Origin of the sequence: Enterococcus sp. C57 (assembly GCF_040887305.1) — a bacterium.
GTDB lineage: Bacteria > Bacillota > Bacilli > Lactobacillales > Enterococcaceae > Enterococcus_B > Enterococcus_B hirae.
In genome coordinates this window covers 1-13,054 of sequence record NZ_JBFOFP010000016.1, presented here as the reverse complement: position 1 = coordinate 13,054, position 13,054 = coordinate 1, and the positions used below count along the sequence as shown (strand labels likewise).

Genomic DNA, 13,054 nt, shown 5'->3' with positions numbered 1-13,054 from the left:
TCATTTTTAAATGCTGAAGCTTGGGCGGCATACCAATCGCTCTTAGTAAATCCTAAGTGTAAATGTGCCGTATCTCTTATTCCTATTACTTGTCCTGCTTTGACTTTATCTCCCACTTTAACACGTGCATTTGAAGGAGAAGAACCAAATTCCTGATACACCATACTTAAATCACCATCCTTTATAACAATGACACATGAACCCAATGCTGCAATACTTGGATTACCAGCAAATACGACAGTTCCTGCATGAACCGCATGTATCTCATTTCCAGGGTGATCAACCGATCCAAAATCTAAGCCATTATGGAAACCATTCACGCGAAATTCTCCTCCAGGATTTTTTCCAAAAAGTTGTCCTCCCAAAAATGAACTTCGATCTAAACTTGATCCAGGAAACGGATTGTACCATCCACCACCTAAACTACCAGTACTTCCGCCACTAGAAGTTGAACCAATACTTCCCCATTTTTTGATCGCAAATTCATCGTATTCAGTTAGATTATAGGATTTAATAATTCCCATAGCTCCTTGATAATATGCGCTTCCTTCGGTAATTCCTGCTGCTGCATACCCACCTCTACCTAGAATTAAAAGGCATTGTCCAGGATCTTTATTTCCCACACACGCATTGAAGTTGGATTGAGTAGCCACCATGTAACCATAATATGCATAACATGCTTTTGCATCAGGAAATTTCATGTAATTTCCTCCCTCACTTCCTCCGACACCTCTTGCACTCCCTTTAGGGTAAGGACAACCTGAATACCAGGTTATCCCAAAATAATTATGATCATTTTTTCCAGAATACGATTGTCCATAAGCACTTTCCCATCCTAATTGCGAAAGAATGACTGAAGGTAATAATTTGTATTTTACTGCCGCTCCTACCGCATATCTCGCGTGTTCATCTGTAATGGGGCCTCTTCCTTTAATTTCCTCAAAAATAGGTAAATCTTCCGTATACTCTCCGGTAAACATTCCTTCTGAGCAAGAACTTACTTCTTCTGTTGCCCCTACTGAACCAATCATTTGTATCATCATATTTAGCATAATAAAAAAAGGTAAAAGCAATAGAAGAAGACCTGAACCAAACACCATTAATTTCCATTTCATTCAGATACCTCTACGCTTGTTCCATCACATTATCTTCTTTGACTATCATGGACTGTTCTACTACGTTATCTTTTTCAGTTACTATGGAGCGTTCCACCACGTTGTCTTCTTTAGCCGATATAGATCGTTCCATCAAGTTGTCTTCTTGAACCATCATGGATCGATCGATAGTTTTCAAATGATTGGTTTCTTTTAATAAATCATTGTAGTCAAAGGATTCAGACTTCCCCAATTGTGATACCGGCAATTCTTGACGAACATTATAGTTGATAAATGTTTCTGAATATCCCTTTTGTGCCAAATACTTCTTAAAACGATCGACAAAGTCTCGTCCTGCTTCATCATTATTCACACACAATGAAATACGTGGGACGATCGTTTTCTTCCCTTCTGCCATCTTCCGATTGGATTCTAATACTTTTCTAAAATAGGATTCTACAACTTGATGCTTCAAACCTGACATGGCACAAAAATCAGTATTTATTAATACTTTTTTCGCACCAAAATATCTTTCTTTATATAAAGAAAGATAACTCATCACTTCAATCGGTGCTTCAAATACTTTTAATTCTCCAGTAGGAATTTTCGAGTTTAAACTAGCAAAAAACATCGCATCTTTTTGATTCCCTGGGTGTTGGAAAAGAAAATAAGGACGATCCTTGATCAACCGTTTTTCTTCTGGTAAATAACGTGTTCCTCTTAATTCCACGCCCACCACTGTAGGATTCATGATTTGGGTTCGATCAAAAAATTTGAAAATAATATTTTGATAGCGATCTTCACCAATTAGATTGGCTTGATTAAATAAGGTCACAATCGTTGGGTCGATTTCTCGTTCTTTGGTCAAATAAGAAAACACTTCTGAAAAATTGGACTGTTCTTTAATGTCTCGTTGATAGTTTAACGGTTCATTCTCCTTCACTTGATAATCAGCTTCAGACAACACCTTGACTTCACTGCCTAAAATATCGCCAATGGCTTCTTCAAAAGAAAAATCATAAAGTTTCATCGCTAATATGATACAGTTATTGACCGCAGGTTGATCGATCTCTTTATTGAAAAACATCACTTTTCGACGACTATCATATACCCAACTAGAATGTTCTGTATGACGATAATAGTTGCCTTGGCGTTGGAAAGTTTCTCCTTTTGAGATCATATATTCCAAAATATCTGAATTACGTGCTTCCTTTATTTGATTTGGTGAATAGTAACTCATCTAACATCCTCCTTTAGTAATAAAAAAAGAACAACTTCAATAAAAGTTGTTCACTCGTCAAACGGATAGATCTAAAATGTTTCGTTCATAAAAGCGTTCATTTCGCCATTGTTCTGTATTCTCTCGCAATACACGTTGAAGTTGATACACTTGTTTTCGTTTGGCTACTTCTTTCTGCCATTGCTTTTGTAACATGGCACGTTCTTTTTTGGATAATGGAAAACGCCGTTTCTTCGTCCATTTCGCTTGTTTTTCAGATGATTCTTTTGTTCGTTGATACATGGAACGCACCTCTTCAGCCTGACCTTGGAATAAATGGTCATAAGAATCTTCTGTTGGTATGGATTGTTCCAATGATTGAAAATAACGGTGCCATTCTTCCGCTGTTGGTGGTTCATTTTCTTTATGTTGGAAAGGATTGTTTTCAATTTTCTCCACTGATTCTTTCAAACTTTTTACAAATTCCTTTTGGTATTCTGATACTTTAGAACTTTTTGGTAAACACTGATCGATAAAGTATTCGGTTTGTTCATCAAATACTTGTTCTGTGATCGTTTCTTGTCTCGAACTTATTAGAATCATTTTTTTCAACATCGGAGGAAAATTGCTTTCTTCTACTTCCTGAATGGTCATTCTTTGGGTATTACTTGTGCGAAGTTTCCATTCCTTTTTTAATTCTCGTTTGTATTGTTCACGTTCATCGGGTTCTTCCTCGATTACATTCATTTTTTCTTCTTCCGTACGAATATAAGCCAACAAACTTTCCAAAACTGGAGGCTCGTTGGCTCGGTGTCGTGCAGGATTATTTACAATTCGTTCAAGTGCAAGTTGAAAAGCTTCAGTCGTTTTTGTCTGATTCTCTTCTGTGATTTTGTCACGATCAATTGACTGATCTTCCATCATCATCTCTCCTAATGAACCGCTGACTTGTCTTTTTTTAGGAACGAGATCCATCGCTTGGATTTCTTTTAAAATATGGTTTCCTAGACGTGTGTATAAGGTATGCAATTTATTTTCAGAACTATTCCGACCTTCTCCAAATGCAGACTCTTCTTCTGACTGAATATATGCTTGTCGATCCATCATTTCTTGATACAACTCAGGAAAATTTTGGTCGATAAAAGACTGGATCACTTTGTCTAATTCTTTTTTAAATCCATATTTTTCTGCGTAACCATATTTCTGGTAACCTTTTTGTTCGGGCAATTTTTCAGCCACACGTTGTAAATCCATAACCATATGGTTCAATTGTTCTTGTCCTTGTTCGGAACGTATTCCCTCAATCATTACTTTACGCAACACATCAATTTTCGCACGTTCTTTTTGTAAACCTAACAATTGATTGGCAAAAACTGATTTCATTTTACGCATGATCTTACGCGAACGATATCCTTTGACCTCAGTAACCAACTCACCTGTTTCTGGATCGACAAACCTTTTCTTCTCTCGAGTCGGATAAGGTTCGACAGTCGCTACATGGACATGAATATTATCTGTATTGTAATGGATAGAAGCTGTCCACACAGCGGAATCTGTCATTCCTTCTTCTGATAACATCGTAGCCATCGCTAATCGAATGGCTTCATGAATTTTTTCTTCTTTTAATTGATTCGTTCGTTCATCTAAGTAGCCATGTTGAACCAGCCATTGATTATCAAATGAAAAAACATCTTGCCACATGACACTTCCATTTTTAGCGGCGGCGGTAAATTGTTCTTTCATTCTTTTTAAATCTTCTTCATTTAATTGGTGTTTATCTGTGGAAAATAAGCGAGACGTTTTGACAGGATTCGCCATATAATGAATGTACCCTTCTAATGTTTCGTCTTCGTCTCCTTCATACGCCGCACTCGTCCCTTCTCTATTCGTAAAAGCAGAGTAGGCCTCATAAGCTTCATTACGAACAGCTTCTTCTCGATCCATATAATCGATGTAAGACTGAAATGCAGACGAACCTGGTCGAGCAAATTTTCCAGTCATAATAATCCCAGGAGACGACCCCATCAGTCATTCACTCGCTGTTCAAAGTGATGAAAAATCTCTTGATTCCGTTTCATCTCTAAATGATTTTCTGCTTCTCTTAAAATATGATTGGGCTCTTGATCAGACGATTTCATTTTGGGAAAATCTTCGTAATGAAGTCGTGTGTTTTCAATTTCGTAAACCACATTCATTTTGTTTTCTAAATTTCGCAACAAACTTTTTCGCAAGCGACGTTCTTCATCTAATTCTTCTTGTAGTTGTTCGATCATTTTTTCTTGTGCTAAGTAACGATCCGCTAAAATATTTACCACACCAGTTTTCGTTCCACCAAATTTCCCTAACAGCTCATTTAATAAATCTTCTGTACGATGGTTAGGATTAATTGAAAATGTCATTGATGTTTTCCTCCCTTATTGGTTCTTGGACTAAAGGGATTAGTCCTTGTTGAACATTTAATAAATACGCTTGTGTGTTTAAATCTAAGTGGGCGATTACATCATCCATTATCGCCTTCATTCGTAATTCTGTTTCGAGTACTGCTTCAAATTTTCCTGCATCACGAATAAATTCCTTTAACATTTCTGAGCGACTACGATTTGATTTTTTACAAAATGCTTCAAAACGATCCCACTCTTCTTTATTCACATTTTTAATTTTTATATCCATTAATCATCTTCTCCTTTTAAACCTCATAGTCGACAAAAATTGACGAAATTTTTCTCCTTTGTTCGATAAAAAATAATAGATTCCATAAAAAATACAACCCATAAAAATAAAAAGGATCAATAAACACAATACGAATCGAATCAATGATCTCCCTCTCTTTCGTTCTAAAATGTAATTTGCCATTACTAGTGCAAGAGCATAAGACAAAAAGGGGGGCCTAAACGTCCCTCAACCCGACAGTGTCGGGCTTTTTGAGGTACCCCCTAAAATAGCCGTTTTCACAATTTTTGTGAGGGTTACACAAATTCTGTTAACCAAAAAACAATTTTTGTGAGCCGTTTAACAGTTTTTGTGAGGGGTACTTTGAAATAAATTGGAAAAAATCACTTCTCTTTTTTGTGATAATCTTGAATCTGTTCATGAAGCTTTTGGATCTTCTCCTGCAATTCCTCATTGTTAGATTTTGCTTCAGTAATTTTTGTCTCATACTCACTAATTTGCGATTGTTTCGTTTGAATTTCTTGATTGGTTTCTTCAACTTCTGTCTTCGTCTCGTATTTCTTTTCGCTTTCTAACTCATTGATTTCCCTCTCAATTCCTTCAATAAATTTTTGACTTTGACGAATCAAATCTTTATTTGTTTGGATCAATTTTTCTGATTCTTTGATTTGTAACTTTAAACATTTTGCCAAATACTTGTCCTCATTTTGTGGTTTTGCCTGTGGATCTTCTGGTACTTTTTTTCGATTCATAAACAAAGCACCTTGTACAGTTTCTTCATCTGGATCGACTTCTTTTCGACCATGGTTTTCAAATAAATCTTGAATACTTTTTGGATCGAAATCAGGATTTGTTGGAGAAACAATACCAATATCAATGACGATTGATTTCCAATTTTCTGGAATCTGAGAGAGCTGAATCAAATAATAGTTCTCTGTTAAACGGATCAAATGATGCGGAATTTCTTGTTCTGTTTTTGATTCAGAAGCAATCATTTCTAACTTTCCACCTTCTGGCATTGTTCCATCTGCTTTCAATAATATCTCGGCATAATGTGTCTTTTCGTTATAGCCTCGTTCTAATTGTGTAAGGGTTAGATCATTCAAAGAAAGGCTATGATTCACACCGATAGGCGTGTCCGCTAAATCTTTTTCTGTCCCTAAAAGAATGGAAGGTACTGAAAAAAATAAGACCATTCCTATCGTAAAAAAAAGAGCCATACGATAAAATTGATCCGCATGCTCGACAAAAAATTGTTTCGTTTTTTTCCATTTTTGTTGAATAAAAGTAACGATAAGTTTCCACCTTCCTCTCAAAAAAAATAAACTTCTAAATTAATGACCGCCGGCAAAAATCTCGATTTCTTCTTTCGATAAATCAATATTCAAATGGAAATTTCCTTTCCCTTTGATTGCTAAAATTGCTTGTCCTTGATTAAGATTAGGAATACTTTCTAACTCGCTCTCACGTAGGGTTTCTTTGAAAGAATCTTTTAATTCATCAATCGAACTTGGGTCTTGTTTCATGATAAAAGTATAGAAAGTCGTTGATTGATTTTATCTGCTTGTTGCTGGACGTCTTCTTTCGTTTTTCCTGAAATATAGTAACGTGTCGTCACTTCTTTCCTGTATTTTCGATTGATAAATCAGGAAAAGATAGATTTTCCTCTTGTCTCTCCAAATCAAACATCCTCCTAAAATCCTAAATTAAATAATACCTACTTATTCTTTTGTAGTTTGTTTCATCAGATTTTCCGTAAATGCCTGACGATCAATTCCAAAATTTAAAGCCCCACTTCGAGATTGGATCACTCTCAAAATAGGTACTTCTTGAATGACATTTCTTCGATCATCTAAAATACACAAATTCTTAATATATCGAGCATTTGGTAACTGTTTTTGATAAGTTAGTTGACTCTTAATAGCATTGTCAGGTAAGCAATAACAATATTCAGTTTCAATTATGCCATTCTTTTTCTTTCTCAATTTTCTTGAAACACGAGATTTGATAATATCTCTACTATAGGCATAAAAATTGTAATCTTTCTCTTCTAATAATAAATCCTTCACAGGATATAAATTTGATTTTTGGTTTTCCAAGATAAAAATTCCTCCTAAAAATTAGATAAATCTGTTTTTATTCTCTTTTAAATTGTTGATCTTCTTGTTTTCCTGGAACTAATAGTGCCATGATTCCTATTCCAAACATAGTACCCACAAACAGACCTGCATAAAATATCATATGAACTCCTTCCTTCTTTCCTTTATAGCAAAATAAAAACAGCCTTATTTCCTAGAATAAGACTGTTTTTGGATCAAGCAAGCGCGATTGGAAAATAAATTATATAAAAAGATAATAATATAAATTTATTTTCTATACTTATTTTTATTAGAATAATTATTATACTTACTATATGATATGAGCAAGCTCTTTTATCAATTAGCCTCTTTCACAATTTTTTTTGATTTAACAACATTTTTACAAACCAAATTCCCAAAATAGCTAAGCTTACACCTAACAAGTTATAAGTAAACCGCATTGCTAATGTTTGAGGAATTCCATACATCTGACTAGCTATCGTCAACGCACCAATACAATTAAAAACCGTTTTATAACGGTAACTTGAACAAAATCCTAAACAAATACCACCCAATAAACTTAGTATCTCAATTGGTAAATACATACTTAATAGAATAAAAGAAAATATACCAATAATTGTGCCTAACAAACGATCGGTTGCACGTGTTTTCAAATCAATTATTGAAAATCCATAGCTCGCAAATAAAGAGGAAAAGGCAAACCCAACCCACATGAATCGTTCAAAAGATATATACTGACTAACAGACAATAATAAGCTAATGAAAAATACATAGGAAAATAACCAAATTTTCAATGAAACACTCTTTTCTTTTAAAGCATTGAACATTGTTTTTTTTTTGTGCTTATTGCGATGATTGTGATAAATTATCCACCAAAATATAAGGAAAAAGAGACCAAAGAAAAGAAGACGATCATTCAATAATTTTTTCGTTATTTGTTCTGTTATTGTCGAATAAACAACAAATATATAAGAAAATCCATATAATGACGGATTTCCCATTTTGGGATCACTTAGAGTAGCAATTAGTATTCCTCCTAGTAAAAGGAAGTGCAACAATACTTGCAAAGTAAAATGTGGTAATAAATGGACAAATGGTGCAACAAAAAACGCACCAAAGACAACACTCAAGCCTAAAATTGATTGAGCGTATTTATACCCAAAGTCAACGAATCTTAGACTAAGCATCATACAGAAAAAGACAATAGCATATGACTTATTGGATTCACCAAAAAACTTCGTAGATAAAGCAATCACACAGATAGCAAAACCAACAATTAAAAATGAACGTAAAACTAGGGATAAAAGATATTTTCTACGATCATACTTGGATTTTGTACTTTTTATTTTTTGCTTAAGTATTAAAGGATCTAATTGTAGTAATTGATAAAAAGTCATTCTCTCTACCTCCTTACTAATACTGCTAATTACTTAACTAAATCTAGCAGTTATAAATACTTGAAGTAAGAGTTTTTTGGAAAATAGAGAATACTTATATAATTAATTTTTCACTTACGTAAATCTCTCATATCGACCAAACTAAACTACTATACGTCATACTTCTTTTGCTAATTTTTAATTGTTCAACATAACTTTTTATAATTTTTGTACTCAACTTATTCAGAAAATCAATATTAGAATATTTCTTAGAATAAGATTGTTTCTGGATCAATCAATTGTGATTGGTTTAAACTGTGATCTAAGCATAATTCAAAATGTAAGTGACTACCTGTACTGTTTCCTGTCGAGCCAACATAACCAATAATTTGTCCTTGTTTTACTTTGTCACCAACTTTGACTTGATATTCTTGTTGATGCGCATATAAAGCCGTTGTACCGTCTTCATGCTCAATGGCTACATAATTGCCCCATGAGGGGTGAAACTCTGCTTTAATAACCGTTCCTGCTTTGCTAGCGTAGATTGGCTCGCCTTGTGGTGCTGCCAAATCGATTCCTCGATGAAATTCTCCTCCACGATTACCAAATGGACTAGAAATCGTGTAATTCTTTAATGGAACGGCATATCCTTTTTTATTTAATTTTGGACCCGCTACTTCTTTATCATACTTAGTTAAATCATAGGTTTCGATTAAACCATTCAATTTTTTATCGTAGCTAGTATCTGTCGCATAACATCCTGTCAAAAATTTCGTTGCTTCTTGATAAGTTTTCGCATTCGTTTTCCAAACACCATCGTAAAAATATCTATTTCCTGTTAAGCCCTCTTTCAATAGTTGAGCATAGTCATTTAAGCTATCCTCGTAGTTTTTATACTGTCTAAAAGTTGCCTGAGTAGTATAAAGTGTCCCATTACCTAAATCTTCTTGTGTCGCAAAAGAGACACCTTTTCCGTTATGTGTACCCTTGATACCAAATAAATTGTAATTCGGCGCTTGGGCTAATTGACTTTGACCACTCGCCGATTCTAAAATCGCTTGAGCAACCATGACTGAAGCATACAAATCATTTTCTTGTCCAATTTTACGAGCAGATTCGCCAATTTTACGAATAAAACTTTCGACAGACTCGTCTTTTTCAAAATGAATGTTTCCTTTATTATCCTGTTTGCTAGAAGGTACTAATTCTTGAATGGGCGCAGTTGGTGCTTGACGGTAAGCTTTTGACTCTTCTTGCACAGTTTGAGCTTGTACCTTTGTTTCTGCTTTTGGTTGCACATTTTGTCCAGTTGTTGAAGGCTGTGTCGCAACCGATTGTGAATGAGTGATTTCCGCAGGCTTCGTTGATTGTGTTGCTCCATGATTGCCCGATTCACTCGGTTTTGTAGTTGGCTGTTCCACAGGAATCGTTTCTGAAGGCTCAGTAGTATCTCGCGTATTATTTTCTGGTTTTGACTCTGTTGTTTGTGAGCTATCTGCCGTAGAGTTAGTCGTCTGATCGTTTGATTCACTTGGTTTTTGTTCAGGTTGTTCAATGGAAGAATCTGTTGTGGTTTCTTCCTTAGTTGTATCTGTACTATCAGTTGTAGAACGATCTGTATTCACTGTCGTTGATTGTTCTGTCGCTACAGTTGATTGTTCTTCGTCTGCTAAAACAGATGGAGTATAGCCAACAACTTGACCTAATAATAATAAAGCAGATAATAGTTTACTCGTTCTCTTCATCTACAAATTTTCTTCCTTTCCTTTATTCAATATAGTTTCTGCAGGAATCTTTTGTCGAATTTGAACCCACCAATAATCTGGTAATCTAGGAACATATCCTTCTTTTTCTGCAATGAACAAACAATTCAAAACGACGGATATACTTAAAGAAAATTCATGATAGTTATCCTTCATTTTGAAAAATAGTTCTTCTGAACATTCTTCACACAGCGTATGATCTTCTACTTGCCAAACGCCTTCTTTTAAGTCAGAAGAAACCTGATTATCACAATTGTTATTCACTTATCGTTATCCTCCTTCATTCTAACCAAAATCTCTCAACAATAAAGTGACTTCACATTTTTTTCAAAAAATTTTTATAAAACTCGCTACTTCCTTTATAAAACCAAATAAGCGATTAGAAATTTTCTAACCGCTTATTTGGTATTCAATTTTTTATTAATTATTTGTGCGACTTACAACGAACAAAATAATACAATATTAGCATAGAAAAAAATAAAATTACACTTTAACCATTCTTGTAAAATCTGCATAGCCTTTTTCTGTCCGAGAACGTATCATTGACAGCTTCTTCATAGTAATATGATAATATTCTTCACTTAAGAAGAAAGAAAAGAAATAAAATAAGGGATAGTTTCTTTGCTTAATAATCTCGTCTCCAATAATTAGTTGAATATTAGTTAAATCTCTTCCTTCTTGAAAAACAACTTCTTTATTCTTAATTAACCCACAAGGAAGACACATGCCATACATTCTACATATTACTGGTCTTACTTCGTATATTGAACATTTATATTTTTCTAAAAAGATACATTTTTTTGCTTTCCTTCAAAATACATAGGGTCAGCATATTTTTTTGTAGCATTTTATAATTGTTCAGAAATTTAGAAAACATTTTTCTCACTCTCCTTGAATAAAAATAGAGATAGTCATTTCAACTATCTCTATTTCATTAATTATTTGTGTGATTTACGACGAACAAAAACTACAACACTAGCACAAACAAAAAGAACCAAGCCGATCATACTTATTAGTACGTTGCTTGATTCATTCGTTTTTGGTAAAGAGATTTACTTGCAAACAAGAAAAATCTTTCCGTTCTTACATGTATTTTGTCTTGTAAGGTTTCTCCAAAAACAAGAGTCCTTCTCGCTTCTTTTTACGCTTTGCAATCACTTGATAATTCACACCAACAACCGTTCGAGTGGAACGATAAAGCATAGAAATTGGTCGAATTTGCTTTGATTGACGATTAATAAATCGTCCGTCCCCTAAATTAGCCCAAACACTGTTGTTATAAAGCTTAATTGTAATTGCTTGACGTTTCAGATCCTCAACTGTACAAAATTTTCCAAACATTGTTTCCTCCACTTCAAAAGTCTCAAACTATTATTGTTCCACTTTTTGTTGAACAATGTGGAACCCAACAAAAAAAGAGAGAAACTAGCTACTACCTCCAAAGAAGCAATAACAGTCTCTCTCTTTCTTAACTACAGAATCTCGCTTAAAACACGACAATAAAGCAACAGTACAACTAAAAAAATTTTTAGATACACTGCACCATAAAAGAAAAAAAACTACAACAAGTATAAAATACAAGATTGTTCATTGACTTAATTTTATGGTATTATTGTTCATGTTGCAGGGAAACCTGTAACTCAAAAAGGAGTAGCACCGTTATCTGTTCTAACGGTCGGGGTAGAAATCTATGACCTTTGAAAGAGTTGGCGCTCTTTCTCAGCGAGATTTCTAAACCACTCCTTTTTTTGTTGAGCTCTACATTGCACAGCAACACATCGCAACAAAAAAAGTATATTTACTTTTAAATTCATTCTAATTTGAAAATTTCTAAAAAAACGATAACATATTCATTCACAATCTGCAAATAAATTTATCATTGTATTTTTTTACGCTTCCAAAAAGTCAATAACAATAGGCTTTCATCCTCCTCTACTCACAAAATCATTTACTCATGAATAAATTTGAACAGCTGCTCGATCAATTGACAAGCTAAGTATTGCATATTTATTTTCGTTTGAAAACCCAAAAAAACATAAATATTTGACGAAATTTCGCAAAATATTTATGTTAATTTTTTGTTAAGACTACTTGACAAACAATAATAAAGCGTTTTTTTGTAAAAATCTTTACAAAAACAGCATAGCACAAAAATAAAACGGGAACAAACGTTTGTTTTTCTCTGTTTGATTCTCTCATTTACGATTTTGAAACCAAAACCAACGATTATGATTTTATCTAATAGATTTCTAATTACGATATATGATAAAATAAACAATTCTATTTGTAATAATTGTAATATAATAAAATTTATCAAAAATCAATCTAAGCGTTTTTTCACTTTCTTTCCCTTCTTGAATCCTACACGTTCACGATAACAATAATAGTCTTCTTGTAGCTTCAACAACTCTTCATAGATTTCCCCCATATTATGACTAGAAGCCAAGGACAAAGCATAAATAAACGACGCAGGCAACGTCTCTACCGAACGCTCCCTTGTTACCCAACTAGCCACCGTACCTTGATTAAAGCCATAAAGTTCACAAAACTGCTCCACTGGCATACCTAAATACCGCAAGATATACACATTTACCGCATGAGAGTACACATACAACTTCATAGACATAAAAACCCCTCCTTCAGATAGCTACCCATCATTACATACGTAATAATAACATATAACTAGCAAAATAATTAAAGAGAAACAGCAAAAGACCAAGAGATACTCTCAGACATAACTAAATAGACTAAGGGAACCGCTAGAAGTATCAAAGATATATTGTAAAAGGCAATTGGCGTCTTTTATTTTTTCAACCTGTATCGACTTCAAATA

General features: G+C 34.0%; 15 protein-coding genes. All 15 read right to left on the bottom strand.

Annotated features, from left to right (window positions below):
* Positions 1–1,115 (bottom strand): glucosaminidase domain-containing protein (locus AB5M32_RS13565; protein ID WP_368024525.1); only part of this gene is annotated, 1,115 nt, incomplete at its 3' end.
* A gap of 10 nt (positions 1,116–1,125) precedes the next feature.
* The gene (locus AB5M32_RS13560; RefSeq protein ID WP_081115473.1) at positions 1,126–2,334 is read right to left on the bottom strand and encodes a DUF3991 domain-containing protein; all 1,209 of its coding nucleotides are present in this window, start codon (positions 2,332–2,334) and stop codon (positions 1,126–1,128) included.
* 57 nt (positions 2,335–2,391) lie between these two features.
* Positions 2,392–4,338, bottom strand: coding sequence for a MobP2 family relaxase (gene mobP2, locus AB5M32_RS13555; RefSeq protein ID WP_010720562.1), 1,947 nt, complete (start codon positions 4,336–4,338; stop codon positions 2,392–2,394).
* Complete coding sequence (locus tag AB5M32_RS13550; protein WP_002334431.1) at positions 4,338–4,712, bottom strand: hypothetical protein; 375 nt, start codon at positions 4,710–4,712, stop codon at positions 4,338–4,340. The genes mobP2 and AB5M32_RS13550 overlap by 1 nt, the downstream gene beginning before the upstream one ends.
* Entirely contained in the window at positions 4,696–4,983 is a 288-nt protein-coding gene (locus AB5M32_RS13545) for a hypothetical protein (protein WP_161645545.1), read from the bottom strand. The genes AB5M32_RS13550 and AB5M32_RS13545 overlap by 17 nt, the downstream gene beginning before the upstream one ends.
* A 383-nt stretch (positions 4,984–5,366) precedes the next feature.
* A complete protein-coding gene (locus tag AB5M32_RS13540; protein ID WP_368024524.1) occupies positions 5,367–6,299 on the bottom strand; it encodes a hypothetical protein in 933 nt (310 codons plus the stop codon).
* 18 nt (positions 6,300–6,317) lie between these two features.
* Positions 6,318–6,509: a hypothetical protein gene (locus tag AB5M32_RS13535; protein ID WP_237558383.1), complete on the bottom strand. Its 192-nt coding sequence runs from the start codon at positions 6,507–6,509 to the stop codon at positions 6,318–6,320.
* A 195-nt stretch (positions 6,510–6,704) separates the two neighbouring features.
* On the bottom strand, positions 6,705–7,082 hold the full coding sequence (locus AB5M32_RS13530; RefSeq protein WP_368024523.1) for a hypothetical protein: 378 nt from the start codon (positions 7,080–7,082) through the stop codon (positions 6,705–6,707).
* Between the two features lie 37 nt (positions 7,083–7,119).
* Entirely contained in the window at positions 7,120–7,224 is a 105-nt protein-coding gene (locus AB5M32_RS13525) for a DUF3789 domain-containing protein (protein WP_128436221.1), read from the bottom strand.
* 208 nt (positions 7,225–7,432) lie between these two features.
* Positions 7,433–8,479: an FUSC family protein gene (locus tag AB5M32_RS13520; RefSeq protein WP_081115508.1), complete on the bottom strand. Its 1,047-nt coding sequence runs from the start codon at positions 8,477–8,479 to the stop codon at positions 7,433–7,435.
* Between the two features lie 248 nt (positions 8,480–8,727).
* Positions 8,728–10,203 carry a peptidoglycan DD-metalloendopeptidase family protein gene (locus tag AB5M32_RS13515; protein WP_368024522.1) on the bottom strand — a complete coding sequence of 492 codons (1,476 nt, stop codon included), beginning with the start codon at positions 10,201–10,203 and terminating at the stop codon, positions 8,728–8,730.
* Positions 10,204–10,485: a hypothetical protein gene (locus AB5M32_RS13510; protein ID WP_081115510.1), complete on the bottom strand. Its 282-nt coding sequence runs from the start codon at positions 10,483–10,485 to the stop codon at positions 10,204–10,206.
* 674 nt (positions 10,486–11,159) lie between these two features.
* Entirely contained in the window at positions 11,160–11,273 is a 114-nt protein-coding gene (locus tag AB5M32_RS13505) for an LPXTG cell wall anchor domain-containing protein (RefSeq protein ID WP_181915241.1), read from the bottom strand.
* A 31-nt stretch (positions 11,274–11,304) separates the two neighbouring features.
* Positions 11,305–11,562, bottom strand: a complete 258-nt coding sequence (locus AB5M32_RS13500; protein WP_128436235.1) for a hypothetical protein — start codon at positions 11,560–11,562, stop codon at positions 11,305–11,307.
* 979 nt (positions 11,563–12,541) lie between these two features.
* On the bottom strand, positions 12,542–12,847 hold the full coding sequence (locus AB5M32_RS13495) for a hypothetical protein (protein ID WP_010738086.1): 306 nt from the start codon (positions 12,845–12,847) through the stop codon (positions 12,542–12,544).
* Positions 12,848–13,054 lie beyond the last annotated feature (207 nt).